Raw genomic sequence first — 25,424 nt, 5'->3', positions numbered from 1 at the left:
GTCCGGCATTCGTGTGCATTGCGCCTCAAAAGGAGAAAACAGATGAAGAAGCAGGCAATAGGCGTAGTCGGTCTGGCAGTCATGGGCCGCAACCTGGCACTCAACATTGAAAGCCGCGGCCACGCGGTATCGGTCTATAACCGAAGCCGCAGCAAGACCGACGAACTGATTGCGGAGCATCCTCACAAGAAGCTGGTGCCCACCTATAGCTTGCCCGATTTCGTCGCCTCGCTCGAAATGCCGCGCCGCATCCTCCTGATGGTCAAGGCGGGCGAAGGCACCGATGCGATGATCGCCGCGCTGCGCCCCCTGCTGGACAAAGGCGACATCCTCATCGACGCCGGCAACACCCATTTTGCCGATACCGTGCGCCGCAACCATGATCTTGCCTCCTCTGGCGTGCACTTCATCGGCACCGGCGTATCCGGCGGCGAAGAAGGTGCCTTGAAAGGGCCTTCGATCATGCCGGGCGGGCAGCGCGAAGCCTATGAGCTGGTCGCCCCGATTCTCACCCAGATCGCCGCCCGCACTCAGGACGGCAGCCCGTGCGTCGCCTATATGGGCCCGGACGGCGCCGGCCATTACGTCAAGATGGTGCATAACGGGATCGAATACGGCGACATGCAGTTGATTGCAGAAAGCTACGACGTTCTCAAACGCGTGGCGGGTCTGAGCAACGATGAACTTGGCCAGGTCTATTCGGAGTGGAACCGGGGCGAACTCGATAGTTATCTGATTGAAATCACATCGAAAATCTTCGCCAAGAAGGATGCCGACACCGGACAGGATCTGATCGACCTCATCCTCGACCGTGCCGAGCAAAAAGGGACGGGTAAACTGACCAGCCAAAATGCGCTGGATCTGGGCACGCCGTTGCCGCTGATCACCGAGGCCGTATTCGCCCGCTTCCTGTCGTCGCAGAAATCGCAGCGCGTCGCAGCCAGCTCGCAGCTGAGCGGGCCGCTACCGGCATTCGACGGCGAACGCGCAGCGTTTATCGAAGCGGTGCGCCGCGCGCTCTATCTGAGCAAGATCGTCTCCTACGCACAGGGCTTCGCCCAACTGCGCGTCGCCTCCGACGAATACCAATGGGATCTGCAGTACGGTACGATCGCACAGATATTCCGCGCAGGCTGCATCATCCGCGCGAGCTTCCTGCAGAAGATCACCGACGCCTACACCGCCGACCCTGCGCTTGCCAATCTCCTGCTCGCCCCTTACTTCCGCGACATCGCAAACAGCTATCAGGATGCATTGCGCAGCGTCGTCATTGCAGCAGTCAGGGCGGGCGTGCCGGTACCGGCGTTTTCTTCGGCGATTGCCTACTTTGACAGTTACCGCAGCGCCAGGCTACCCGCCAATCTGGTTCAGGCACAACGCGACTACTTCGGCGCGCATACCTTCGAGCGCACCGACAAAGCGGGCTACTTCCACGCCGACTGGTATTGAAGGCACCCGCCCGCCGGCAGGACAGCTTTGCCATGGCAGAACACAGGCTGAATGGCCGCGGGCGGCAACGCAAAAAACGCGGCGCGGCCGATCTGGCGCGCCGCAGCTCCCCCACGGCGCAGAACGCAGGATCGTCATCCTGCCCGGAAAAAATGGACCCATATACCGGGAGCAGACCGGCCGGCGGGGATTTCAACAAGCGAGGAAACCGTCTTGAGCATAGCAATACGCACTGCAACTCGCGCTGACGCGGCGCAAATTCTGGATTTCATCACAGAACTGGCCGTCTATGAGCGTGCCGGCCACGAGGTCCTCGCCCGGGTGGAAGATATCGAGCACACCCTGTTCGCTGCCGATGCCCCCGCCTGTGCGCTGATGTGTCTGAAGGACGGCAAGCCGATCGGATATGCCGTCTACTTCTACAGCTATTCGACCTGGCTCGGGCGCAACGGCATCTATCTCGAAGATTTGTACATTACCCCGCAGCACAGGAACGGCGGCGCCGGCAAGAAGCTACTGCGTCATATCGCGCAACAGGCATGCGCACGCGGCTGTGGCCGCCTCGAATGGAGCGTGCTGGACTGGAACGAGCCGGCCATACAGTTTTATCGCTCCATCGGCTCCCAGCCCCAGGACGAATGGGTGCGCTATCGCATGGATGGCGAGACACTGCAACGTTTCGCGACCGGCCCCGACGCCTCTCCCCGCCCTCCCCTTTAAGCCGGCGCAGTGCGGCCACGCGGACGGCATTACGGACATGGGTAAGGAATGCCGCAACAGTGACGAGCCGAGTCTCATGCCTAGGTATTATATTGTTGCCCAGGCCGCCCCACCTTGCTTCTGAACCGGCGTAAGCCAGTTATAGTCTTTCCATCTGCCTCATTCCCTTCTGGTTCCGTGCTGCCACATCCCAGGCACGGACTCACCCATTCGGAACGACCAAGAAGAAGGTGATCAAAGCGCGATGACTGCTCACGAAACTCCACCACCAAGAACGGTACTGATCGTGCAGCGCCGACTCACGCACTACCGGGTCAAGCTGTTCGAGCTGCTGCACGACTACTTGCAGCGGCACAATGTAAAACTGCTGCTGTCGACAGGCGAAGCCAGTCCCTCCGAACGCTTGAAAAACGATAGTGGCACCCTGCCGTGGGCCATCCCGCTGACGACCCGCTACTGGTTGGGGGAGCGGGTATGCTGGCAACCCTTCGCCCGTGCCATCGGCACGATGCAGCCGGAGCTGGTCGTCATTCCGCAGGAGAACCGGCTCATTTACAACTTGATCGCACTCTTCGTGCAACGACCGAAACGGGTGGCTTTCTGGGGGCACGGCGCCAATCTGCAATCGACCAGGCCGCAGGGATTCAAAGAACGCTTCAAGCGCTGGACCAGTTGCCGCGTCGACTGGTGGTTCGGCTATACCGAAGTCAGCCGCAGGCATGTGATGAGTCTGGGCTTTCCGCCCGAACGTATCACGGTACTGAATAACGCGATCGATACCGGCGAACTGCTGAAACAACTCGCGGCCATCGATGAACGCAGCATGCAGGACTTCCAGCAGCAATACGGGCTACGCCCGGGCAGAACCGCCCTCTATATCGGTTCATTGTACCCGGACAAACGCATCGATTTGCTGCTGGAGGCGGCCACTCTGATCCATGAGACGGTGCCCGATTTCCACTTGCTGATTGCCGGTGACGGTCCGGAGCGCGGGTGGCTGCTCACCGAAATTGCGGCACGTCCCTGGATCCACTGGCTAGGCCTGAGCATGGGGCGCGACAAGGCGCTCGCGCTTAAATGCAGTTCGCTCATCCTCAACCCCGGCATGGTCGGTCTGAGTATTCTCGACTCCTTCGTCAGTGGCGTCCCCATCATCGCCACCACCAGCGTCGGCCATAGCCCCGAGATCGCCTATCTCAAGCCGGGGCTGAATGGACTGATCGCCCCCTCCGACGCGCGCGGCTACGCCGACGCGGTCATCTCCCTGCTCGCCCGCCCCGAGCGACTGGCGCAGATGGCGGCGGCGGCACGCGCGAGCGCCGACGAGTTTTCGCTGGAAGCCATGGTCGAGCACTTTGGCCAGGGCATTCTGGAGTGCCTCGAACTCGCGCCCTTGCATCGCAAGGGACATGCGACGGCACGCGGCAGACTTGCCTCCCCCATCCCCCACCGAGAGCTGTAAACCCCGGCCTCGGTCCTCGCCCGCTAAAAACCGCAAATATCAGCACAATATTGCAGAAATCCGCAACGCCGGTTAAGCTGCACCCATGTTTACACCAGAACGCCATCAGTACATCCTGCAGCGCCTGGCCGAGCACGGTCGCGTCAGCATTGCCGAACTCGCCCGCGAGCTGGACGTTTCCGACGATACGGTGCGTCGCGACCTGCGTGTGCTCGAAAAGCTCGGCGGTCTGCAAAAGACGCACGGCGGGGCCGTGTGTCTCGACCTGCCTAAAACCGCACGCCGTGCGCGCAACGCCCTGCTGCAGCCAGTAAAACAGGCGCTGGGACGCTGCGCGGCGAATTACCCCGCCGCTGGATCCGTCCTGTTCATCGATGCCGGCAGCACGGTGCTGGAAGTCGCGCGCCAGCTCCCGCGCCACCCCTACACCGTCATCACCCATTCGCTCGACGTCGCGGCGTGCCTGTCCGAGCGCGAGGAAATCGCCCTGCATCTCGCCGGGGGAGCCTGGGACGGCAGGCAACGCCTGTTCAATGGCACGACCGCGGAAGCCTTCGTGCGGCGTTTCTGCGCCGACTGGGCCATTCTCGGCGCCTGCGCCGTCGACACAGGCGTCGGGGTCACCGCCAGCGAGGCATCGGATGCAGAGATCAAACGCGGCATGCTTGCCGCCAGCCGCCAGGCGCTATTGGTGGCAGATCACAGCAAATTCGCACGGCACGAACCGCATTGGGTCGCACAGCTCAGCCGTTTCGATGCCGTCATCACCGACCGTGCTCCGTACGATGCCGGCCAGGATAGTCACTTCGTCGTCCCCGACTTACAGGAGTAACGCTCTCATGTCCACGCTTCACGCCGGTCTCATCGGTTACGGCTACGCCGGTCGTACCCTGCATGCCCCACTGCTCGCGCATACTCCCGGCATCCGTCTCGCCGCCATCCACACCAGCAAGGGCGAACTGGCGCATGCCGACTGGCCGCAGGCCACCGTCTACGACGAAGCGGAAGCTTTATTCGCCGATGCAGGCATCGAACTGATCGTCATCGCGACGCCGAACGACAGCCACTATCCTCTCGCCCGCCAGGCTCTGCTCGCAGGAAAGCATGTGGTTGTGGACAAGCCCTTTACGGTAACGCTGGACGAGGCGCGCGAACTGGCAGAGCTGGCGCGCGCGCGCGGACTGCTGCTGTCCGTGTTTCATAACCGCCGCTGGGACTCCGATTTTCTGACCCTGAAGTCCCTGATCGAACAGGATGTCGTCGGCCGCGTAGTGCAATTCGAATCCCACTTCGACCGTTTCCGGCCGCAGGTGGTCAAGCGCTGGCGCGAGCAGGCAGGGGCAGGGGCCGGGCTCTGGTTCGACCTCGGGCCGCATCTGGTCGATCAGGCACTGCAATTGTTCGGTGCGCCTGCGGCGGTATTCGGCGATATGGCCGGATTGCGCGAAGGCGCGCAGACGACCGATTATTTCCATGTCCTGCTGCGTTACCCCGACAAACGCATCATCCTGCACGGAGCGACCTTGGTCAGCGGCGGTGCCGCCCGCTACGCGCTGCACGGCACCCGCGGCAGCTACACCAAGTACGGACTCGACACCCAGGAAGCCGACCTCAAGCGCGGGGGGAGGCCCGGCGACGAGGGCTGGGGCTGCGATCCACGCCCGGGCACGCTTTTCACCCAGCACGACGGGGAGGAGCAGGCCCGCCCCCACCCCAACCTCGCCGGCGACTATCGCGACTACTATCAAGCCGTGCACACGGCCATCGAGGGTAACGCGCCCAACCCGGTCACGCCGCAGGAAGCAATCGAAGTGATGGCCGTGATAGAGCTGGCGATCGCCAGCGCCTCAAGCGGGCACGAGCTACCCTTGTTGCCGGAGAGTGGGGCTGGCAAATGAACATCGAACGCGATCTGAAACGCATTGCCCAGCAGGAAGCCTGCCTGCGCTATACCCGCTTCGACGCAAGCGACGCCTGGCGCCTCGGCTGCCGCCTGCAAGCGCTGGCAGCGGAACGCAAAGCCAGCGTCGCCATCGAGATCCGGGTGAACGGGCAGCGTCTGTTCTTCTGCGCAATGCCGGGAGCCACGCCAAGCAACGAGGACTGGATTCGCCGCAAGAGCCACACCGTCGACCACTTTCGCAGGAGCTCCTACGCGGTAGGTCTCGGGCTGAATCGCGACCAGACCACGCTGGAAGCCAAAATCGGCGCCTCGACCGCCGACTTCGCCACCCATGGCGGCAGCTTTCCGATCGCACTCACCGATAGCGTTTGCATTGGCAGCGTCACCGTCTCCGGCCTGCCGCAGCGTCAGGATCACGCGCTGGTGGTGGAAGCCCTGTGCGATTGCCTGAACCAGCCTCTCTCCTCGCTGGCGCTGGAAGAATGACCCCGAGCCGGAGCGCTGCGGCCCGGCGGTCAGAACAAACCGCTGCGCCGCGCATATTCGGCCAGATCCAGCGTCGTTTTCAGCTTCAACTTGTCCAGCAGCCTCATCTTGTAGGTGCTGACCGTTTTCGGGCTGATAAAGAGCTGCATGGCAATATCCTTATTGCGTGATCCGCGCCCGATATGACCGAGCACCGCCAGCTCGCGCCGGGTCAGACCGGCATGCCTGATCTCGCAGTTGCGCGAGATATTGTGCAAGGGAAAACACTGATAGCCGGCCAGAACCATCTGCAAGGCCCGCATCAGATCCTCCAGCGACCGCGACTTGAAGACATAGCCGCTCGCGCCAAGCTCTTCGGCGCGGTTGATATAGATCTGCTCTTCGCGCGCGCTGAGGATCAGCACGATCACCTTGGGATCGCAGGCGCGGATGCTGCGGATCAGTTCCAGACCATCGGAATCCGCCAGCACCAGATCCAGAATCACCAGATCGGGATGATGCAGGCGAATGGCACTCAGTCCTTCGCGGCCACTGGCAGCGCTGGCGACCACCCGATGTACACTCACCTGCTCGATATACGATTTTAAAGCCAGACAGATCGCGGGATGATCGTCGATTACCAGCAGTTTGCTCATTGCAGCACCCAGGTCCGTCATCAATCCAAGAAAACACGCCGACCCATAAGGGCAGGAGAGACCGCGGTGCAGTATAGAAGGGAGTCGAACCGGATAATTGCGGGAATCGCTCATGCCGGGCGGCACGAGCCGCAGCGGATGGCATCGCCACCCGCTGCGCACTGAGGATCAGAACAGCTGATCCTTGACATTTTCGACGGCATCCTTCGGCGGAGGGGCGGCCGAATCGGCTTCGGCTGCCGCATCGGAAGCGGCGTCGGGCAAACCGCCATCGCTATGCGGAACGGTGCCGCGGTTGTTCAGCCGCAAATCGGGGTTCGCGCGCTGGAACTCGTCGTAGAAGTACTCGTCACCTCCGCGAAGGCCGGCGCCCGGACGCACGGTGATGCCGGGGGGAACCGGCAGGTCGACTTCCGGCACGCCCTTGAGCGCATTGGCCATATAGTTGATCCACACCGGCAGTGCGGCCGTGCCGCCGTAGCCGTAGCGGCCCAGGCTGCGCGGCTGGTCGTAGCCGACCCAGGTCGCGGCCACCAGATTGGGGTTGAAACCCACAAACCAGGCATCCTTGAAATCGCTCGTGGTACCGGTCTTGCCGGCCAGATCCTGGCGGCCGAGACTCATGGCGCGCGCGGCGGTCCCGTAGCGGACGACGTCTTTCATCATGCTGGTCATGATGAATGCGTTGCGCGGATCGATGGCCGGCGTCGTGCCCTGCCCGGCGATCGTCGGCTGGGTGCGCGCAAGCACCTTGCCGGAGGAGTCCTCGATCCGGTCGATAAAGTAGGCGTGGATACGGTAGCCGCCATTGGCCAGTTGGGCATAGGCCTCGGCCATCTGCAAGGGCGTCACCGAACCCGCGCCCAGCGCCATGGTCAGATAGGCCGGATGCTGCTTGGGCGAGAAGCCGAAACGCTGGATATACTGCTGCGCATACTCGGTACCGATCGCCTGCAGGATGCGCACCGAAACCAGGTTGCGCGACAGGGTCAGTGCATGACGCATGGTCAGCATGCCGAGGAACTTGCCATCGTCGTTCTTCGGTTCCCATATCTTGCCGCTGCCGTCCTGCGGATCCACCGTCATCGGCGCATCATTGATCATGGTCGACGCCGTCAGGCCGCGTTCGATCGCGGCGGAGTAGATGAAGGGCTTGAACGTCGATCCCGGCTGACGCCAGGCCTGCGATACGTGGTTGAAACTGCGGCGGTTGAAATCGAAACCGCCGACCAGCGAGCGGATCGCCCCGCTGCGCGCGTCGAGCGACACGAACGCGCCTTCCACCTCGGGCATCTGCACGATTTCCCAATACCCTTTTTCGTTGGCGCGCACGCGGATCACCGCACCCGGGCGGATCTGCTGCGCCTCGGGCAGGCGCGGATTGATCGCGCGCCGGGCAAAGTCGAGCCCGGGCCCGCTGATGATCGCAACCTTGCCGCCACGCATGTACGCGCGCACCGAATCCGGCGTCGCCACCTGCACCACCGCCGGCAGCATGTCGCCGCTGTCGTGAATGTCGTTCAACGCCTCGTCCAGCGCTTCGCCGCTGTCTTCGCCCTGCAGGCTGGACACATCGATGAAGCTTTCCGGGCCGCGGTAACCATGCTTGCGGTCGAAATCGATCAGGCCGGCACGCAGGGCATCGTACGCCCACTGCTGGTGATGGCTGTCGATCGTGGTGTAAACACGGAAACCTTCGGTATAGGCGCTGTCGCGATAACGCTCGTACATCGCCTGACGCACCATTTCCGCCACATATTGCGCGGGAAAGCCGCTATCGACCGTCTGCCCTGCCAACTGCTGCTTCTCCTGCAAGGCCTGCTGGTATTGATCTTCGGTAATGAAGTTCAACTCGCGCATGCGGCGCAGTACATATTGCTGACGCAAACGGGCGCGATCAGGATTGACGATAGGATTGTAGGCCGAAGGAGCCTTGGGCAGACCGGCCAGCATGGCCATTTCCGCAACACTCAAACTCTGCAACGGCTTGCCGTAATACGCCTGCGCCGCCGCACCGAACCCGTAGGCGCGCTGCCCAAGATAAATCTGGTTGAAATACAGCTCCAGAATCTGGTCTTTGGACAGGGTGTGCTCGATCTTGAATGCCAGCAGTGCCTCGTTGAATTTTCGGGTGAAGGTTTTCTCGCTCGAGAGGAAGAAATTCCGCGCGACCTGCATGGTGATGGTGCTGGCGCCGGAGCGGGTATGCCCGGAAACCAGATTGCCGACCGCCGCGCGCAATACCCCGGCGTAGTCGACGCCGCTATGCTGGTAAAAACGCTCGTCCTCTGCCGCCAGCACCGCCTGCTTCATCAATTGCGGGACTTCATGGATGCGCAGAAATGAGCGCCGCTCCTCGCCGAATTCGCCGATCAGGACATTGTCGGTCGAATAGACGCGCAAAGGGATCTTCGGCCGGTAGTCGGTCAGGGCATCGAGGCTCGGCAGCCTGGGGTAGGTAATGATGATTGCAATCGCCAGGGCCCCGGCGGCCAGAACCGCGCAGCCAATGAACAAGCCGGCCAGAATCGCAAGAATTCGTTTGAACATGATTTCGCTGTGCTTTCGCTGGAATGCGGATTATACCGTTTTGTGCCGCCTTGCAAGGCAGACAAATGGTTGTCCCGCCTTTTTTTGTGTTGCCGGATGTCGGGAGGCCCGCGCGGCCTCCTGCGGGAGCGGCTTATGAAGTGGCCACCATCGTCTGCCGACGGGGCAGGCGCGGTCGCCGGGCTCGATCTCGGCGCAGACGCCGTACGCATCGTCGAACTGGCCCCCCTGCAGCAGGGCTGGCGCCTCGCCGCTCACGCCAGCGTCGCCCTGCGCGGCAGACGCGAGCGCGACGATATCGCGGCGGCGATCGCCGAAGCCTGGCATCGCGCCGGCGCCGTCGCAGAACGGGTCGTCATGGCACTGCCCGCCGCATGCTGCGCGTTCGGCCTGCGCCGCCTGCCGGCATACGACTTTGCGCGCAGGGCGCTGGGCGGCGCGCGCGCACTGGTGGCCGACCCGTCGCGCCATCATCTCGACTGTCTGATCGTCGCCCGCGAAGCCGGCCTGGTCACGGCCGTGCTGTGTGCCGCCCCGCGCGACGCCGTCGCCTCCCGTGTTGCACTGGCCGAGCAGGCCGGCCTCGCCGTGCCGGTGGTCGATATCGACTGTTTCGCCCTGCTGCGCGCGGGCGGTCTGAGCTGGCCGTCGCGCACGGCAATCATGCTGGAGCTCGATGCCGCCGTCTGGCGCCTCACGCGCCTCGGCGGACTTGACGCCCCGCTGGCAGATGAGGGTTCGGCCGACGAAACCTTGATGACCACTCTGCAGCGCCGCCTGGCCGTAGGTTCGCCGCAGCGGATTCTACTGGCCGGCGAACGGGCGCCGGCGCTGGAAGCCCGCGTGCGCGCGGCATGCGGCATCGACGTCAGTTGCGTCGTCCCCTGGCATCGCATCGCGACGACGTCCCCGCCATCCAGCGGCTATGCCCTTGCCTGCGGGCTCGCACGATGGCCAGAGGAGGCATGAATGGCCATCAATCTCGTGCACGACGCGACACGACGCTGGGGCGAGCTTCGCCTGCGACGCCTGCTGTGCTCGGCCCTGCTGCTCGATGCGCTGCTGCTCGGCGGCGCGGAAAGCTGGGTCGGATACGAGTCCGCCCGCCTGGACGGCATGACGAGGCAGGCACGGCAGCTCAGGGCCGAACTCGCCCCCGAACTGCAGCGTACGCAGCAGCTCGAACGCCGTGTGGCCGCGCTGCGACGGCACGTGCAAACCGTCGCCCGACGGCTGCAACAGCGGCAGGCCCCGGCGCTGGTGCTGCGGAAGCTCGAGCTGGCGACGCCGGAAGGCGTCGCCCTGCAGGAAGTCGCCATCGATTCCGTGCGCTGCCGGATCAAGGGGCTCGCCCGTTCGCCCGAACTCGCGCTGCGGCTGGCCGAAACCCTGTCCGCATTCCAGCCCTGCCCGGCCCGCGGCATGGCCGCCCGCGATGGCGCAGACAAACCGCTTCCCAGCTATGCCTTCACGCTGACGACCGGGAGGGATGCATCATGAATCTCGACGACCTCGACTGGCGGGCCCCGCACGGCTGGCCACTCGCGCTGCAGCTGGCGGCGGCCACGCTGCTCTGCCTGTCGCTGGCGGGGGCGTGCCATGTGCTGCATCTTTCTGCGCGGATCGCGCTGCTGGACGAAAATCGCGCCGTACTCGCGCGCGAGTACGGCGAACTCGCGCGCGCGCGCCAGGCGGTCCTCCGCCAGCCCGTCCTGCGCAGCGAGATCGCCCGCCTCGCGCCCGCCCTTCCCCCCGCAGACACATCGCCTGCCGCCGTGTTTCTCGCCTTGCGCCAGCAAGCCGTGCGCCACGGCATCGCGCTCGAACACCTGCTGCCTGGCGAACAGGATGGGGAATCGCACGCGATAAGGATAGATGCGAGCTTGCACGGCGAATTTCATGCCGTTGTCGACTTCTGGCAGGCCCTGGCCGCCTTGCCCGCAACCGTCGCCTGCGACTCGTTCGCGCTCGCCGTCGAAGACTGGCCGCGTTTGACGCTAAGAGTCCGCCTGCTTCTGCTGCGGGAGCCCTCGCCATGATGCTCCGGCTCGCACTTTGCGCCACGGTGCTGGCCGGCCCCGCGCGCAGCGACCCTTTCGACTGGCACCGCTTGCAGATATCGCGCCTGGCCCGCGGTCCAGCCGTGCCGGAAAGTCTGCGCCTGATGGGGAATCTGACCCTGCATCGCAGCCACGAACGCAACGCGGTCATGGCGCTGCCGGACGGAACGGTATTTTGCGTCATCCACGGACAGGAGCTCGCCGTCGTACCGGGACGCCTGCTCCGCGCCAGCGCGAGCCAGGCAGTGCTGCGGCTGGATGGGGAGGACGGCGCCCGCACTCTGCGGCTGCGGCGCGACGACGGCGACAACCCGCCATGAGCGCCGCGCGGTGGACACTTCTGCTTTTTTCGGCAGGGGCCGCTCACGCTCTGACACTGAACGCCGTCAGCCAACGGCTGGATGCACAGGACGCGCAGACGCTGACTCTGGAGTTCGACCTGCCGCCACCCGCGCCCCATCATTTTCGCTTGCACGCGCCGGAACGCGAGGTATTCGACTTCGACGCCAGCACACCCGCGGCCATGCGCCAGTCCCTGCGATTCGCCGACTCGCCCTTGCTCGCACTGCAATGGTTGTCCGACGGGGACCGCTCCCGGCTGATAGCAAGCCTGCGCGCCGATGCTACGCTCGAACATCATCTCGTCGAACGCGTGCTCACCTTGCGTGTGCTGCCGGGGCCGGAAACCCAGCGCATATCGCTCGACTTGCAGAACATCGAGCTGCGGCGCCTGCTGACCCTTCTGGCAAGCGTCGGCCGGATCGATATCGTTGCAGACGAGTCGGTCGGCGGCACGATGAGCCTGAAGCTTGCGCGCACGACCTGGCGCGATGCGCTCGAGCTGGTATTGCAGGAAAAGGGCTTGCAACAGCGCCGCTACGGTTCGGCCCTGATGGTGGCCACGGCCGCCCAGTGGTCGACGCGCGACAAAGCGACGCAAGAGGCCGCACGGCAGCACGCGGCGATGGCGCCTGTCCACCTGCGGCGTTTCGTCTTGCGCCATCGCCCGGCGGAAGAAGTCAAAACCCTGATCGCGGCCAAAACCGAAAAGCAGGGAGGCTTGCTGTCGGAGCGCGGCAGCGTCCTGGCCGATACCCGTACCAATGCGCTTCTGGTACGCGACACCGACGCCGTCATCGACGAAATCGCCGATCTGGTCGCCGGCACCGACGTCGCACTGCGCCAGGTTCTGATCGAAGCGCGCATTGTCGAAGTCAACGCCAGCTTCAGCCGCGAACTCGGGGCCCGCCTCGACTTTGCCCGCTACCCCGGCATCCAGTCATCACTCGACGCGACCGCCGGCGGCCCGGCAGCGCACACGGTCGACCTGCCGGCCTCGGTCGCTTTCGGCAGCATCGCGACCCTGCTGCGCCCTGGGCTTGGCACCCGCATCGGCCTCGAGCTTCAAGCCATGCAGGCCCGGGGAGAGGGTCGGGTCGTTTCGCATCCGCGGCTGCTGATCTCGGATCGCAACGAGGCGCTGATAGAAGAGGGCAGCACCATTCCCTATACCGTGGCCACCGAACGCAACACCTACACCACGTCATTCCGCAAGGCGGTGCTCAGCCTGCGGGTCAAACCGCATATTTCACCGGCCAACCTGATCCAGCTGGACATCGACATCAGCAAGGACACGCCCGATTTCAACCGGCGGGTCGAAGGGGGTGTCGTTCTCGACACACGCCATCTGACATCACAAGTACAGATAGACAATGGCGGCACTGTCGTCATCGGCGGGATTCTGGTCGAAGAAAACAGCCAGCGCGCCAGAGAGATACCATGGCTGGCAGACCTGCCCGTTCTGGGTGCCCTGTTTCGCAACAGGCAGGCCCGGCGCCAGAGCCGCGAGCTACTGGTCTTCATCACGCCCCAGATCGTCGAGGCCGGTCAGAATCTGCGCGACGGCGCGCCATGACGACCGATGTGAGCACGCGCAGACAGATCGCCATTGCTTCGGCTAAAATGTCCGGATGGAGAAACTGGCAGGCAACTTCTTTCTTGTCGGCTTGATGGGCGCCGGCAAGACCACGGTGGGGCGCGCACTGGCGCGCAGGGCCGACAAAACCTTCTATGACTCGGATCAGGAAATCGAGGCGCGCTCCGGCGTGCGCGTCGCGACCATCTTCGACATAGAAGGCGAACAGCGTTTCCGCGACCGCGAAAGCGCGGTCATCGCCGACCTCGTCCGCCTCGACGACATCGTGCTGGCCACGGGTGGCGGCGCGGTACTGCGTCCGGAAAACCGCGCCGCCCTCTCTGCGCACGGCATGATCATTTACCTGCGCGCCAACATCGACGACCTGCTGGCTCGCACCCAGCACGACCGCAACCGGCCGCTGCTGCGCACCGCCGACCCGCGTGGCAAACTGGCCAGCCTGTACGAAGAGCGCGATCCGCTCTATTGCGAGCTGGCGGATCTGATCGTAGACACCACCCAGCAAAACGTCATCACGCTGGTTTCCCAGCTGGAACACCAACTCTATTCGCTTTCCAGGACATGACATGATCACCCTCGACCTGACCCTCCCGGACACACGCTATCCCATTCATATCGGACGGGGGCTCCTGGACCAGGTCGAGTTGCTGCTCCCCTTGCTGGCAATACCCCAAGTCGCCATCGTCACCAATACCACTGTCGCTCCGCTCTACCTCGATCGCCTTGCGTCGGCATTGCGGCGCCATGACATCGATGTGATCGCGATCGAGCTGCCCGATGGGGAAGCCTACAAGACCTGGGATTCTCTCAACCGCATTTTCGACACGCTCCTCGGGCGTCATTGCGAGCGCAAGACGACGCTGATCGCGCTGGGCGGCGGCGTCGTCGGCGACATGACAGGCTTCGCGGCCGCCTGCTACCAGCGTGGCGCACCCTTCATCCAGATCCCCACCACACTGCTCGCGCAAGTCGATTCCTCGGTCGGCGGCAAAACCGCGATCAACCATCCGCAGGGCAAGAACATGATCGGCGCCTTCTACCAGCCTTGTGCCGTCATCGCCGACATGGAATTGCTGTCGACCCTGCCTGCACGCGAGCTGGCGGCTGGGCTGGCCGAGGTGATCAAATACGGCATTCTCGGCGACGCCGGCTTTTTCGAGTGGCTGGAACAGAATATCGACAAACTCGTCGCACTGGACGCGGAAGCCCTGCAATACGCGGTACGCCGCTGCTGCGAGATGAAGGCCGACATCGTCGGCGCCGACGAGCGCGAGCAGGGCGCACGCGCCCTGCTCAATCTCGGCCACACTTTCGGCCATGCGATCGAGGCGGGCCTGGGCTACGGCGCCTGGCTGCACGGCGAGGCGGTCGCCGCGGGCATGGTGCTCGCCGCCGCCTTGTCGCATGCCCGCGGAACTCTGGCGCGCTCCGAACTCGACCGCATCGTCTCGCTCATCGAACGCGCCGGTCTGCCGACGCGCTCGCCCGACCTCGGCGTCGACGAATGGCTGGCTCTGATGAGCCACGACAAGAAAGTCGAACGGGGCCGCCTGCGCTTTGTTCTACCGCTCGGCATAGGCCAGGCGACGGTTGCAGGCGATATCGATCCCGCCGAATTGCGGGCGTTGCTGAGCGGGGACTATATCATCCGCGGCCAGGTCCCGGCGTGACGGCGGCAACAGGCTAAGGATTTCTACGGATTGTTACGACTCCGCTTCGTCTGAATAATCCAGAGATACACGCGAGAGGGGGTATGTATGGTGCTTGCTGCAATGGCCGGTAGCCTGGGGTGCATGGTTACCTACTATCTGATTCGCAGGATCTGGAAATTCTTCACCTATACCAAGCCGGAAAAGCGCGGCATAGACCCGCTGGGTGAAGCGGAAGTCTTTCTGGCTTATGGCCGGACCAAAGAGGCGGTAAGGGTGCTGCGCGATGCGCTCTCGGACGACCCCGGCAACCTCACACTGAAAGTCACGCTGCTGCGTGCCTACTCTTCCGACCGCAATGTCCGTGCCTATTCCAGGCTCGCACGCGATCTGGAGACCTCGCTGCAAGGGCAGCCGGTGTGGAATACCATTCAGAAGAACGGCCGCGACATGGATCCTGCCAATCCCTTGTTCAACGCCTGAGCCCATGTTCACCGAGGGCGAAGGCAGCCCTCGGCGATTTCGGTATAAAATGGCGAATCGTTCCTTAACGGGCTGTTCGCATGTCGCTACCCCCACAAGTACAGGGCGCACCTTCGCCCGCCATCCCAGAACGTGTGCTGTTGATCAAATTGCGCCATCACGGCGACATCCTGTTATCGACCCCCGTGCTCAATGCGCTCAAAACCAACTTCCCGGATTGCCGCGTCGACTACCTCGTCTATGCCGAGACCGTGCCCATGCTCAGCCGCAACCGGGATGTCCACGCGATATGGCGCATAGACCGCGCCTTGCACGGCTGGCGCAAGCCCGCACACATGCTGTGCCTGTGGTGGCGCCTGCGCCGCGAACGCTACGATTGGGTCATCCATCTGTCTGACCAATTCAACGGCGCGCTGATCGCGCACGGTCTGCGCGCGCGCGAAGTCGTCGGTTTCGACTATCCGAAACGCCGCGGCACACGCTGGGCCTCGCTCTTCACCCGGCTGGCGCCGATCGCGCAATCGAACACCCTGCATACGGTAGAACAGAATCTGCTAGCCCTGGAGGCGCTCGACGTCCCGCTCGGAGATCCGGCGACTCGCCGCTGCACCATGGCGGTCGCCCGCGAAGACCGTACCGCCATCGCCGATATCCTGGGCGAATTGGGGGTCCGCGGCGACTACCTGGTCGTCCACCCGTCCTCGCGCTGGTTTTTCAAATGCTGGGACGACCGGCGCTTCGCGGAGGTGATCCAGCATCTGGCCAACGAAGGCTGGCACGTCATTCTCAGTGCGGGGCCGGCCGCCGAAGAACTGGAACTGGTCGCGTCCATCCTGCGTCATGTCGACTCGCCCCGCGTGCATTCGCTGGCCGGCCGTCTGTCCCTGACCACGCTGGCCGCCCTGATCGAGGGCTCGCGCCTGTTCATCGGCGTCGACTCGGTCCCCATGCACATGGCGGCCGCCTTCGGCAAGGACACGGTGGCGCTGTTCGGCCCGAGCAAGATTCACGAGTGGCACCCCTGGCTTACGAACTACATCCTGATCGATGCCGCCGACTACGGACCGCTGATCGATCCCGACGCGGTCGACACGTCGACCCGCGAGCGCTACCTGGCCGCGATTCCGACGCAGGCGGTACTGGATGCCGCCCACAGGCTGCTGGATGGCGAGCCGACGCGCCAGGAGACGCAGCCATGACGACGACAGCGGCCACCGCCGCTGCGCACGCGTCCGCCCCCGGCGCCGCAAGCAGGCATATCGGGCTGATCATCGACGGTCTTGCCGGCGGCGGAGCCGAAAAGGTGGTATTGACGCTGGCGGAAGCCTTTGCCGCCCGCGGCCATCGCGTAACCCTGGTATCGCTGCGAGACGAACAGGCCTATTCCCTGCCTCCCGGCGTCGACTACCTGCTGCTGCCAGACACCTATCGCGGCCCGCTGCACAGGCTTGGCGAAGTCGGGCGCCGCGCGCGGGCGCTACACGACGCCCTCACGAAACGCTTCGGCGCGCGGCCTTTCGACCTCGTCATCTCCAACCTGCCCAAGACCGATCGTATCGTTGCCGCGACCCCCTGCCTGGGCCACGCCTGGTTCTGTCTGCACGGCGCCGTGGCCCAGACGCGGCTGGCGGGCAAGCGTGGAATCAAGCGCTGGCTGAAGCAGCGTCAACTGCTCGGGACCTACGACCGGCGTCGGCTGATCGCCGTATCGAACGGCGTGGCGCGCGATATCGTCGAATCCGGGCGCGTGCGCCCGGCCGAGCTCGTAACGATTCCCAACCCTTTCGATCTGGACGCCATCCGCCGCCAGGCGCAGCGGCCCTGCCCGCTCGACGGAGAAGCCTTCGTATTGCACGTCGGGCGTTTTCATGCCGTCAAGCGCCATGACCGCCTGTTCGGCGCCCTGCTTGCGAGCGGCTTTGACGGGCGCCTGGTCCTGCTGGGCAACGGCAGCGCAGAGCAAAAGGCCAGACTGGTCGCGCAGTGCCGTGAACTCGGCTTGCAAGACCGGGTCGTGTTTGCCGGCTTCACCGCGAATCCGTTTCCGTATATGCGGGCCGCGCGCGCCCTGATTCTCAGCTCGGATAGCGAAGGCTTCGGCAACACGCTCGTCGAAGCGCTCGCCTGCGGCACCCCTGTCGCCAGCACCCGCTGCCTGGGTCCGCAGGATATCATGGTCGGAGAGCTTGCACGCGGGCTCGCCGACTTCAACGACATCGCGCTCGGCGCGGCGCTCAAATCGGTTCTGGAGGATCCTCCCGAACCCGGCTCCGAGACGCTCGCCCGCTACGCACTCGATCGCGTCGTCGATCGCTACCTGGAACTGGTCCCCGCACAATGAACACGATCCCGTTTCTTATCACCATCGATACCGAGGGCGACAATCTGTGGCAGTCAAATGCCGAGATCAGTGCCCGCAATGCCCGCTTTCTTCCGCGCTTTCAGAGTCTGTGCGAAGAGCATGGCTTCAAGCCCTGCTATCTGACCAACTACGAAATGGCGTCGGACCCCGACTATCAGGCCTTCGCCCGTTCCGCCATCGCGGGCGGCAACGCCGAAGTCGGCATGCACCTTCATGCGTGGAACAGCCCTCCCGCACATCCGGCCACCGACAGGGGCGGCAAGGCGCAAGCCTATCTGATCGAATACCCGCGCGCAGCGATGCAGGCGAAGATAGACTTCATGACCAAACTTCTCGAAGATACTTTCGGCGTCAAGATGCTCAGCCATCGCGCCGGACGCTGGGCCTTCAACGAGGTGTATGCGGAATTGCTGCTGGAATACGGCTACCGCATCGATTGTTCGGTCACGCCGCATGTCGACTGGAGCGGCACTCCGGGCGCCACTGCCGGGGGAAGCGACTATCGCCGCTTTCCCGATCGCGCCTACTTTGTCGATCCCGCGGATATTTCAAAAGCGGGCGACTCCCCGCTGCTTGAAGTTCCGATGACGACACGCCCGAAATACCCGGGCTGGGTACAAGCGTTGAAAACCGGTGCCGATCGCCTGCGCGGCAAGCGACGCCCGGCGTCCATCGTGTGGATGAGACCGCGCGGCGGCAATGCCAGACAGATGATCGCACTGGCCGAACAGCGCCTGGCCGCCGGCGCCGATTACATCGAATTCATGCTGCATTCGTCCGAGTTCATGCCAGGCGGCAGCCCGACCTTCCGCGATGAAGCCGCCATCGAAGGTCTGTATGCCGACCTGGACGAACTGTTCCGCTACCTGGCTCCACGCTGCGAAGGGCTGACTCTGGCCGACTACCATCGCCGTCTGACCCGGGGCGCGGACCGCTCCTGAACGGCGGGCGCGCCAAAAAACAGGCCGGGATCCATCATCCCGGCCTTCCATCAGACGGATCGTCCCCCGTCGCGCAGAGCTTGCAACACCGCCGGATAGACGCGCGCGGCGGTAATCAGCGGCATGGGATCGTCCCAGACTTCCGGAGCGGCATCCGCGCCCGGCGGAACATGGATGATGGTGTGCAGATCCAGGTCCTGCAGAGGACCGGTCTCGGCCGGCACCGCGGTCGTGAACAGACTGACGGTGCGGACTTTCAGTGCGATGGCCAGATGCAAGGGGCCGGTATCGCCGGTCACCAGCACGTCGAGGTCGGCGATCGCCTCGAAAGCCTGCACGATCGTGGTCTTGCCGACCAGGGATTCGACCTGCCCTCCCGCCTGCGCCCCGATCGCGGCCATGAACTGCCGTTCCAGATCGTTTTCCAGCGGCGACCCCATCAGAACGATCTGCATTTCCGGCCGCCCGGCGATCAGCGCCTGTGCGAGTTCGATGAAGCTCGCGATCGGCCAGCAGCGATCCGGCTTCGATGCCCCGAGCTGAAAACCGACCCGTATCCTGTCCGGGGACGCCTCTGCCCGGCGAGCCGGACGGCCGAGCGGCACCATCTCGCGCTGATCGGTTTTACAGCCAAGGACGGATATCACATTCAACTTCCGTTGAATCACATGCCCGCGAAAGTTTCTGACATAGGATGCCAGCCAGTGGTCGAGGCCGGTGAGACCGTTGCCGTAATTATCGCGCAGGATATAGCGGCAGCCTGCCAGGGCGGCACTCATGATGTCGTAGGGATCGCGCGAATGGAGGATCACACCGAGGTCGACGCGCAGCCGCCTCAGCTGGAAAATGACGGGCAAAATGCTGGCCAGCTTGCCGTCCCAATAAACAACCGCATCCACATCGCCGTAGTTTTCGAACAGATCGCGATATTTCTCATGCCCGACGAGAACCAGCTTCGCCGCCGGGTAGCGCAGGCGCAGTTGCCGGATCGCCGGCGTATTGAACATGAAATCGCCGAGCGCCGTGGTCGAGTAGATCGCGATACAGTTGAACTCGCTCGCTGCCGTCAGCGTCTCCCGTGGGCGAAGCCGGCCGCCGATCTTCTGCTGAACGGAAACAATGAAATTGGCTAACGCTATTTTAATCGTTTTCTTCATTACATCGATCTACCCATACGCACGAGTACGTAGTCAGTAGTTGGCTCCCGCGTGTCCCGTCACTGTTCGTGCGGGGTCTGTTCGTGAAACTGCATGCGGTGCAAGTTGGCATAGGTGCCCTGCTGCGCCAGCAACTCGGCATGTGTGCCGATCTCGACGATTTTCCCGCCCCCCATCACCACGATCCGGTCCGCGTTCTCAATCGTCGACAGGCGGTGCGCGATCACGATGGTCGTGCGATTTTGCATCAGGTTTTCCAGCGCCGCCTGTACCAGCCGCTCGGACTGCGTATCCAGCGCGCTGGTCGCCTCGTCCAGGATCAGGATGGAAGCGTCCTTCAACAAGGCGCGCGCGATGGCCAGACGCTGACGCTGGCCGCCCGACAGGCGGGTGCCGTTCTCGCCGATGACGGTATCGAAACCGTTCGGCAACTCGTTGATGAAATCGAGCGCATTCGCACGCCGCGCCGCTTCGACGATGTCCTCCTTCGAACGCATCTCGTCACCGTAGGCGATATTGGCAGCCACGGTGTCGTTGAACAAGACGACCTCCTGGCTGACCAGGGCGATATGCTGGCGCAGGCTGTCGAGCGTGATCTCGTCGATGGGAATGCCGTCCAGTTCCACGCGACCGCTGCTCGGCAGGTAGAACCGGGGAATCAGGCTTACCAGCGTGGTTTTTCCGCTGCCGGACGAACCGACCAGAGCCACGGTCTCGCCCGAGCGGATATTCAGATCGATATGGGTGAGCGCGTCGCGTTCCGCGGTGGAATAGCGAAAGCCGACATCGCGGAAGCTCAGTTCGCCACGTGTCTGCGGCAGCTCGCGCCGGCCATGATCAGGTTCGGTTTCTTCGTCCAGAAACGAAAATACGCTTTCCGCCGCCGCCAGACCGCGTTGCAGCGACTGGGAAATATTGGTGATGCGCTTGATCGGGGCAAACATTGCCGTCATGCCGGACAGGAATGCGATAAAGGTACCGGCTGTAAGTGCGTTATGCTGCGCACGCAACGCCGCATAGTACAAGACCCCGGCCAGCGCGACGGCAATGATGAACTGGGTCACGCCGGTATTGAGCGATGAGGTCGCGGTCTGCTTGACCGCATTGTGGCGCACCGCCTGAGTCGCCTGCGAAAACCGTTGCGCCTCATACTCATGTCCGCCGTAGACCTTGACCAGACGCTGGCAATCGATGCTTTCGCCCAATACCTGCGTCATCTGCGCCATCTGCAACTGGCTCTCGCGCGACAGATGGCGCAAGCGCCGACTCACCAGCCGGATGCACAACGATACCGCCGGGAACACGATGAAGCAGATCAGGGTCAACCGCCAGTCGTAGTACAACAGGGTGCCGAGCAGGCCGAGCAGGGTGATGCCGTCCTTGACCGTGACGGTGATCACGCTGAAACCGGCGTCGGTCACCTGATTGACGTCATAGGTCACGCGCGACAACAGCCGCCCGGACTGGTTGTTGTCGTAGTAGGAAACCGGCATGCGCAGCAGTTTGAGGAAAACATCCTGACGCATGGTCTGCACCAGATGACCGGTCAGCCAGCTGGTGGAATACTCGTTGATGTAGCTGGTCACGCCGCGCAACATGAACAAACCGACGATAAGCAGGGGGATGGAACGGATGGTCGCCGGATCCTTGGCCACAAACCCCTGGTCGATCAACGGCTTCATCAAGGCAATAAACGCCGGTTCGGTCGCCGCGGCGATCGTCATCGCGCAGATGGAAAGCAGGAACACCTTCCAGTAGCGGCGCAGATAGGTCATCAGACGCTTGTACAGCGCCAGATTTCCCCGGGAAAGCTTCTGACTCATGCAATCTCGTTCCGTATTTCGTTTTCGCCTGCGACGACGACCGGGAAAGCCCCCGCCCGCCGACAGACATGGCGCAAAAGTTGTTGATTATCGTCAGTTTCCCGTCCGCGAACAAGCCGACAACACAATGCCGCCTCAATCGGCGCGCAAGCCGTCCAACAGGCGCCGATAGTGTTGCAGCAAGGTCTCGACCATGCCTTCCAGCGTCAGGTCGGCGATGCTCGAACGCGCCGCAGCCGCCAGAGCGGGCCAGCTCGCCCGGCTGTCGCGCCATGCGGCGATGGCCGCGCCGAGCGCCTCGATGTCGAGTGGGTCGACCACCCAGCCGTTGCGTCCGGTCTCGATGCGTTCGGCAGCGCCGCAGGTCGAGGTGGTAAAGACCGGCAGCCCGCATGCGAGCGCCTCGACGCAGACGTTGGGAAACGGATCGTACAGGGTCGGCAGGACAAAGGCATCGGCCATGCCGTAGAACGGTTTGACATCGTTCTGCGCGCCGACAAAGCGCACGCGCGCGCCGATGCCGAGCCTGGCGGCTTCGCGCCGGTAGCGCGCGGCATGCTTGTCCCGCCCGACAACGACGAGGTGCACATCGTCCAGGGCAGCGATCGCGGCCAGCGCCCGCCCGACTCCCTTGCGTTCGAAACCGGACCCGACATACAGCAACAAGGGGGCGTGCTCCGGAATCGACCATTGCCGTCGCATGTCCTCGCGAAAGCGGGACTTGAGATCGGGGTGAAAAGCGTTCTGATCGACACCGTTGTGAATGACGACAAAACGGTCTTGCGGCAGGTCGAAACGCTGCCGTATCTCTTCTTGCACCATGTGTGCGTTACAGACCACCAGCTTCAGCCTCGGATCGAGAAACATCCTGCGCTCGGCACCGCACACATAGTGATGATAGGGATTCAGGGCGAGCCGCAAGCGACCGAGCGGCCCGAGGGTCAGTCGCCGCAACTCGAGCCAGCGGGCATGCACGCCATCGCCCGCGCGATAGATATCGCAGCCCGGTATGCGTTCGTGCGACTGGACCAGGTCGAAACCGTCGCGCTGCCATATCCGCCGCGCGGCGCGGGCAAAGCCCAGGTCGCGCCACACATTGCCGAGATAGAAAGGATTCACGCAGACGGGGACAACCCCCTCCAGCGTCTCCCAGCGACGTGCGATCAGGGACACTTCGATCCGGCCGGAGCGGAGCAGGGCCTGGATGGCGCGGCTAACGAAACGTTCGGCTCCGCCGGCCGCATTGTACTTCTGTCTGACGATGGCGAGCCGCGGGGCGCGGTGGTCAGGGATGTGTTGCTCGGTCAAAATCACTTACCCGGCGTTAAGCTGTTCAAGCAGGTCGGCAATTCTATCAGGGTCCTCCGTCCGCAGCATACGGCCGACGATGGATCCGATTTCGTCGAGATGCGTGCGCAGGACTTGCTGTTTGACCGCGAGGAGATTGGCGGGATGCATGGAGAACTTGCGCAGCCCCATGCCCAGCAGCAGGCGGGTCAGACGCGGGTCGCCGGCCATCTCGCCGCAGACCGACACCGGGATGCCGGCCTTGGCGCCGGTCTTGATGGTATGCAGAATGAGTTTGAGCACGGCGGGATGAACCGGATCGTACAGATGGCTGACCGAGTCGTCGTTGCGGTCGATAGCCAGAATGTACTGGATCAGGTCATTGGTCCCGATGGAAAGAAAATCGGCGTACTTGAGCAGGCTGCCCGCAACCAGTGCCGCCGACGGAATCTCGATCATAGCCCCGGCCTCGAGCGTATCCGACCAGGGCACCCCCTCTTCGCGCAGCTCGGCACGGGCGTACTCGAGTTGCGCGAGCGCCTGGCGCAGCTCCTGCACCGAACTGACCATGGGGAACAGGATGCGCAGGCGGCCGTGAATCGAAGCGCGCAACAGCGCACGCAGCTGGACGCGGAACATCAGCGGTTCGGCCAGGCACAGCCGGATGCCGGTCAGGCCGAGCGCCGGATTTTCGGCCACGCCGTGGTTGAGCCAGCGCGGATTCTTGTCCGCTCCCAGGTCCATCGTACGGATCGTGACCGGCTTGTCCTTCAGCGACTCCAGCACGGTGCGGTAGGCCTGGTATTGCTCGTCTTCCGACGGCAGGGTATCGCGGCCGAGGAACAGGAATTCGCTGCGAAACAGCCCGACGCCCATGGCGCCGGACGTCTTCACCACCTCGACATCCTGCGGCAATTCGATATTGGCCAGCAGCTCGATCGGCGTCCCGTCAAGGGTCTGCGCATTGGCCTTGCGGATGGATCCCAGCTTGCGCCGCGCATCGCGCCAGGCACGCAGGCGGCGCCGGTACTCGGTCAGAACCGTATCTTCCGGGCTGATGATGACCACCCCCTGCTGGCCATCGACAATGATGAGTTCATCCTCGCGGATAAGCTGTCGCGAATGGTGCAGCGCAATCACGGACGGCAGGTCCAGGCTGCGGCCAAGAATGGCGGTATGCGAAGTCGTGCCCCCCACATCGGTGAGGAAGGCCGCGAAATTCGAATCCTTGAAATAGACCATATCAGCCGGCGACAGGTCATGCGCGACCAGGATGGTATCGTCGACCAGATCCTCGGACGTGGGCAATTGGGCAGAGCGACCGTCCAGGTTCTTGAACACGCGCTCGATCACCTGCAGCACATCGTGTTTGCGCTCGCGCAGATAATCTTCTTCGATCGAATCGAACTGCGACACCAGCGCGTCGCTTTGCAACTTCAGCGCCCACTCCGCATTACAGTTCTGGGCCTCGATGATATCGCGCGGCTCGCGCGATATACCGGGGTCGCCGAGCAGCATGATATGCAGGGACAGGAAGGCGCCGAGTTCGGCCGGTGCATTGTCTGGAATGCTGCCCCAGAGCATTTCCAGTTCCTTGCGGGTCGCGCGGATGGCCTCGTCGAAGCGGGTGACCTCCGCCTGCACTTCATCATCATCCAGCTCGTAATGGGCGACGTCGTCCATGCTGCGGGAGATGAGGTGCGCCCTGCCGACGGCAATGCCGCCGCCAATGGCTACACCATGCAGGATGATGCTCATGTACCGGACCCTCCTGTGAGTCGGGCTGCGGTCCAACGTCGACCCGGCCGTCTGCACGTTATCCGCGCAGGCGGTGCGCCGGGGTTCATTCCGATTCGTCGAACCTGTTATTGATCAGGGCGACCAATGCCGCCATCGCCACCGACTCGTCGCTGCCGTCAACTTCCAGCTCGACCGTCGTTCCCTTGGCGGCAGCCAGCATCATGACGCCCATTATGCTTTTGCCGTTCACGCGACGGTTGTTGCGGGACAGGAAAATCTCGCTCGAATAACGACAGGCCAGTTGAGTGAATTTGCTCGAGGCCCGTGCATGCAATCCCAGCTTGTTAATGATTTCAATTTGTTGTTTTAACATTTTCCTCCCCCGGAATGATATAAAGCACCCCCTCCAGGCCGCCAGTCACCGCTTTTCCGACAACCACATCCAGGGCCTGACCGCTATAGCTGAGAGCCCGCACCAACATCGGCAGGTTGACCCCCGCCACCGCCTCGACCCGTCCGGGCTCGATCAAGCGGCTGGCGACATTGGACGGCGTGCCGCCATACATATCGGTCAACACCAACACGCCCTGGCCGAGATCGATCCGGGCGATGATCGCGCGCGCCTGCGCGAGCTTGACGTCGGGGTCCTCGTGTTTCTCCACTCCGAGCACGGCCAGATTGTCCGGGCGTTGCCCCAGGATATGAAGAGCGCCGTCGGCCAGGGCTTCGCCCAGGCCGCCGTGAGAAATAATCAGTATGCCAATCATGTTTAAGCGGTACT

At 63.4% G+C, this 25,424-nt stretch carries 25 protein-coding genes; 17 read left to right on the top strand and 8 right to left on the bottom strand.

Going from position 1 to position 25,424, the window contains the following annotated elements; genetic code table 11:
- Nucleotides 1–42 precede the first annotated feature (42 nt).
- The 6 genes from gndA to G520_RS0105155 all read left to right on the top strand — a co-directional run bounded on the left by gndA (nucleotide 43) and on the right by G520_RS0105155 (nucleotide 6,020).
- Nucleotides 43–1,449, top strand: coding sequence for an NADP-dependent phosphogluconate dehydrogenase (gene gndA / locus G520_RS0105180; RefSeq protein ID WP_028534719.1), 1,407 nt, complete (start codon nucleotides 43–45; stop codon nucleotides 1,447–1,449).
- Between the two features lie 213 nt (nucleotides 1,450–1,662).
- The gene (locus G520_RS0105175) at nucleotides 1,663–2,169 is read left to right on the top strand and encodes a GNAT family N-acetyltransferase (RefSeq protein WP_028534718.1); all 507 of its coding nucleotides are present in this window, start codon (nucleotides 1,663–1,665) and stop codon (nucleotides 2,167–2,169) included.
- 244 nt (nucleotides 2,170–2,413) lie between these two features.
- The gene (locus G520_RS21640) at nucleotides 2,414–3,631 is read left to right on the top strand and encodes a glycosyltransferase family 4 protein (protein WP_084637487.1); all 1,218 of its coding nucleotides are present in this window, start codon (nucleotides 2,414–2,416) and stop codon (nucleotides 3,629–3,631) included.
- A gap of 85 nt (nucleotides 3,632–3,716) precedes the next feature.
- Nucleotides 3,717–4,463, top strand: coding sequence for a DeoR/GlpR family DNA-binding transcription regulator (locus tag G520_RS0105165; RefSeq protein ID WP_028534717.1), 747 nt, complete (start codon nucleotides 3,717–3,719; stop codon nucleotides 4,461–4,463).
- Nucleotides 4,464–4,470: 7 nt separating this feature from the next.
- Nucleotides 4,471–5,529: an oxidoreductase gene (locus tag G520_RS0105160; RefSeq protein WP_028534716.1), complete on the top strand. Its 1,059-nt coding sequence runs from the start codon at nucleotides 4,471–4,473 to the stop codon at nucleotides 5,527–5,529.
- Complete coding sequence (locus tag G520_RS0105155; protein ID WP_028534715.1) at nucleotides 5,526–6,020, top strand: heme-degrading domain-containing protein; 495 nt, start codon at nucleotides 5,526–5,528, stop codon at nucleotides 6,018–6,020. The genes G520_RS0105160 and G520_RS0105155 overlap by 4 nt, the downstream gene beginning before the upstream one ends.
- Nucleotides 6,021–6,049: 29 nt before the next feature.
- On the opposite strand, the gene G520_RS0105150 is transcribed toward G520_RS0105155, so the two are convergent.
- Nucleotides 6,050–6,655: a response regulator gene (locus tag G520_RS0105150; protein ID WP_028534714.1), complete on the bottom strand. Its 606-nt coding sequence runs from the start codon at nucleotides 6,653–6,655 to the stop codon at nucleotides 6,050–6,052.
- Nucleotides 6,656–6,823: 168 nt separating this feature from the next.
- Nucleotides 6,824–9,205, bottom strand: coding sequence for a penicillin-binding protein 1A (locus tag G520_RS21635; protein ID WP_036665399.1), 2,382 nt, complete (start codon nucleotides 9,203–9,205; stop codon nucleotides 6,824–6,826).
- Between the two features lie 135 nt (nucleotides 9,206–9,340).
- On the opposite strand from G520_RS21635, the gene G520_RS0105140 reads away from it, so the two are divergent.
- From G520_RS0105140 to G520_RS0105090, 11 genes are all read left to right on the top strand, one after another.
- Entirely contained in the window at nucleotides 9,341–10,174 is an 834-nt protein-coding gene (locus tag G520_RS0105140; RefSeq protein ID WP_028534713.1) for a type IV pilus biogenesis protein PilM, read from the top strand.
- Nucleotides 10,175–10,705, top strand: a complete 531-nt coding sequence (locus tag G520_RS0105135) for a hypothetical protein (RefSeq protein ID WP_028534712.1) — start codon at nucleotides 10,175–10,177, stop codon at nucleotides 10,703–10,705.
- Nucleotides 10,702–11,244, top strand: coding sequence for a hypothetical protein (locus G520_RS0105130; protein WP_028534711.1), 543 nt, complete (start codon nucleotides 10,702–10,704; stop codon nucleotides 11,242–11,244). Before G520_RS0105135 ends, G520_RS0105130 begins: the two co-directional genes overlap by 4 nt.
- A complete protein-coding gene (locus G520_RS0105125; RefSeq protein WP_028534710.1) occupies nucleotides 11,241–11,585 on the top strand; it encodes a hypothetical protein in 345 nt (114 codons plus the stop codon). Before G520_RS0105130 ends, G520_RS0105125 begins: the two co-directional genes overlap by 4 nt.
- Nucleotides 11,582–13,180 (top strand): type IV pilus secretin PilQ, encoded by a 1,599-nt coding sequence (locus tag G520_RS21630; protein WP_051229068.1) that lies wholly within the window; start codon nucleotides 11,582–11,584, stop codon nucleotides 13,178–13,180. The genes G520_RS0105125 and G520_RS21630 overlap by 4 nt, the downstream gene beginning before the upstream one ends.
- 55 nt (nucleotides 13,181–13,235) lie before the next feature.
- Nucleotides 13,236–13,766, top strand: a complete 531-nt coding sequence (aroK, locus tag G520_RS0105115; protein WP_036665396.1) for a shikimate kinase AroK — start codon at nucleotides 13,236–13,238, stop codon at nucleotides 13,764–13,766.
- Nucleotide 13,767: 1 nt separating this feature from the next.
- A complete protein-coding gene (gene aroB / locus G520_RS0105110) occupies nucleotides 13,768–14,871 on the top strand; it encodes a 3-dehydroquinate synthase (protein WP_028534708.1) in 1,104 nt (367 codons plus the stop codon).
- 87 nt (nucleotides 14,872–14,958) lie between these two features.
- Complete coding sequence (locus G520_RS0105105; protein ID WP_246542720.1) at nucleotides 14,959–15,333, top strand: type IV pilus assembly protein FimV; 375 nt, start codon at nucleotides 14,959–14,961, stop codon at nucleotides 15,331–15,333.
- A gap of 80 nt (nucleotides 15,334–15,413) precedes the next feature.
- Complete coding sequence (gene rfaQ / locus G520_RS21625; protein ID WP_084637485.1) at nucleotides 15,414–16,532, top strand: putative lipopolysaccharide heptosyltransferase III; 1,119 nt, start codon at nucleotides 15,414–15,416, stop codon at nucleotides 16,530–16,532.
- A complete protein-coding gene (locus tag G520_RS0105095; RefSeq protein ID WP_084637484.1) occupies nucleotides 16,529–17,674 on the top strand; it encodes a glycosyltransferase in 1,146 nt (381 codons plus the stop codon). The genes rfaQ and G520_RS0105095 overlap by 4 nt, the downstream gene beginning before the upstream one ends.
- The gene (locus tag G520_RS0105090) at nucleotides 17,671–18,636 is read left to right on the top strand and encodes a polysaccharide deacetylase family protein (protein WP_028534705.1); all 966 of its coding nucleotides are present in this window, start codon (nucleotides 17,671–17,673) and stop codon (nucleotides 18,634–18,636) included. The genes G520_RS0105095 and G520_RS0105090 overlap by 4 nt, the downstream gene beginning before the upstream one ends.
- A gap of 50 nt (nucleotides 18,637–18,686) precedes the next feature.
- Here the strand turns inward: G520_RS0105090 and G520_RS0105085 are convergent, their stop codons facing one another.
- From G520_RS0105085 to G520_RS0105060, 6 genes are all read right to left on the bottom strand, one after another.
- Nucleotides 18,687–19,793: a glycosyltransferase family 9 protein gene (locus G520_RS0105085; protein WP_028534704.1), complete on the bottom strand. Its 1,107-nt coding sequence runs from the start codon at nucleotides 19,791–19,793 to the stop codon at nucleotides 18,687–18,689.
- A 59-nt stretch (nucleotides 19,794–19,852) separates the two neighbouring features.
- A complete protein-coding gene (msbA, locus tag G520_RS0105080; protein WP_028534703.1) occupies nucleotides 19,853–21,616 on the bottom strand; it encodes a lipid A export permease/ATP-binding protein MsbA in 1,764 nt (587 codons plus the stop codon).
- Between the two features lie 135 nt (nucleotides 21,617–21,751).
- Nucleotides 21,752–22,924 carry a glycosyltransferase family 4 protein gene (locus tag G520_RS0105075; protein ID WP_246542719.1) on the bottom strand — a complete coding sequence of 391 codons (1,173 nt, stop codon included), beginning with the start codon at nucleotides 22,922–22,924 and terminating at the stop codon, nucleotides 21,752–21,754.
- A gap of 6 nt (nucleotides 22,925–22,930) precedes the next feature.
- Nucleotides 22,931–24,661 carry a phosphoenolpyruvate--protein phosphotransferase gene (gene ptsP, locus G520_RS0105070; protein WP_028534701.1) on the bottom strand — a complete coding sequence of 577 codons (1,731 nt, stop codon included), beginning with the start codon at nucleotides 24,659–24,661 and terminating at the stop codon, nucleotides 22,931–22,933.
- A gap of 85 nt (nucleotides 24,662–24,746) precedes the next feature.
- Nucleotides 24,747–25,016, bottom strand: coding sequence for an HPr family phosphocarrier protein (locus G520_RS0105065; protein ID WP_028534700.1), 270 nt, complete (start codon nucleotides 25,014–25,016; stop codon nucleotides 24,747–24,749).
- Nucleotides 24,997–25,410: a PTS sugar transporter subunit IIA gene (locus G520_RS0105060; RefSeq protein ID WP_028534699.1), complete on the bottom strand. Its 414-nt coding sequence runs from the start codon at nucleotides 25,408–25,410 to the stop codon at nucleotides 24,997–24,999. Before G520_RS0105060 ends, G520_RS0105065 begins: the two co-directional genes overlap by 20 nt.
- Between the last annotated feature and the right edge of the window lie 14 nt (nucleotides 25,411–25,424).

This window comes from Paludibacterium yongneupense DSM 18731, assembly GCF_000422925.1.
Classification (GTDB): Bacteria; Pseudomonadota; Gammaproteobacteria; order Burkholderiales; family Chromobacteriaceae; genus Paludibacterium; species Paludibacterium yongneupense.
The sequence above is the reverse complement of the archived record's forward strand: the minus strand, read 5'-3'. Positions and strand labels throughout refer to the sequence as shown.

Coding starts and splice junctions, on each gene's coding strand:
- G520_RS21635 (WP_036665399.1), bottom strand. CDS start 9,205: ATGTTCAAACGAATTCTTGCGATTCTGGCCGGCTTGTTCATTGGCTGC.
- G520_RS0105140 (WP_028534713.1), top strand. CDS start 9,341: ATGAAGTGGCCACCATCGTCTGCCGACGGGGCAGGCGCGGTCGCCGGG.
- G520_RS0105135 (WP_028534712.1), top strand. CDS start 10,175: ATGGCCATCAATCTCGTGCACGACGCGACACGACGCTGGGGCGAGCTT.
- aroB (WP_028534708.1), top strand. CDS start 13,768: ATGATCACCCTCGACCTGACCCTCCCGGACACACGCTATCCCATTCAT.
- gndA (WP_028534719.1), top strand. CDS start 43: ATGAAGAAGCAGGCAATAGGCGTAGTCGGTCTGGCAGTCATGGGCCGC.
- G520_RS0105090 (WP_028534705.1), top strand. CDS start 17,671: ATGAACACGATCCCGTTTCTTATCACCATCGATACCGAGGGCGACAAT.
- G520_RS0105155 (WP_028534715.1), top strand. CDS start 5,526: ATGAACATCGAACGCGATCTGAAACGCATTGCCCAGCAGGAAGCCTGC.
- G520_RS0105160 (WP_028534716.1), top strand. CDS start 4,471: ATGTCCACGCTTCACGCCGGTCTCATCGGTTACGGCTACGCCGGTCGT.
- G520_RS0105125 (WP_028534710.1), top strand. CDS start 11,241: ATGATGCTCCGGCTCGCACTTTGCGCCACGGTGCTGGCCGGCCCCGCG.
- G520_RS0105105 (WP_246542720.1), top strand. CDS start 14,959: ATGGTGCTTGCTGCAATGGCCGGTAGCCTGGGGTGCATGGTTACCTAC.
- msbA (WP_028534703.1), bottom strand. CDS start 21,616: ATGAGTCAGAAGCTTTCCCGGGGAAATCTGGCGCTGTACAAGCGTCTG.
- G520_RS0105150 (WP_028534714.1), bottom strand. CDS start 6,655: ATGAGCAAACTGCTGGTAATCGACGATCATCCCGCGATCTGTCTGGCT.
- G520_RS0105060 (WP_028534699.1), bottom strand. CDS start 25,410: ATGATTGGCATACTGATTATTTCTCACGGCGGCCTGGGCGAAGCCCTG.
- G520_RS0105095 (WP_084637484.1), top strand. CDS start 16,529: ATGACGACGACAGCGGCCACCGCCGCTGCGCACGCGTCCGCCCCCGGC.
- aroK (WP_036665396.1), top strand. CDS start 13,236: ATGGAGAAACTGGCAGGCAACTTCTTTCTTGTCGGCTTGATGGGCGCC.
- G520_RS0105130 (WP_028534711.1), top strand. CDS start 10,702: ATGAATCTCGACGACCTCGACTGGCGGGCCCCGCACGGCTGGCCACTC.
- ptsP (WP_028534701.1), bottom strand. CDS start 24,661: ATGAGCATCATCCTGCATGGTGTAGCCATTGGCGGCGGCATTGCCGTC.
- G520_RS21640 (WP_084637487.1), top strand. CDS start 2,414: ATGACTGCTCACGAAACTCCACCACCAAGAACGGTACTGATCGTGCAG.
- G520_RS0105085 (WP_028534704.1), bottom strand. CDS start 19,793: ATGAAGAAAACGATTAAAATAGCGTTAGCCAATTTCATTGTTTCCGTT.
- G520_RS21630 (WP_051229068.1), top strand. CDS start 11,582: ATGAGCGCCGCGCGGTGGACACTTCTGCTTTTTTCGGCAGGGGCCGCT.
- G520_RS0105065 (WP_028534700.1), bottom strand. CDS start 25,016: ATGTTAAAACAACAAATTGAAATCATTAACAAGCTGGGATTGCATGCA.
- rfaQ (WP_084637485.1), top strand. CDS start 15,414: ATGTCGCTACCCCCACAAGTACAGGGCGCACCTTCGCCCGCCATCCCA.
- G520_RS0105165 (WP_028534717.1), top strand. CDS start 3,717: ATGTTTACACCAGAACGCCATCAGTACATCCTGCAGCGCCTGGCCGAG.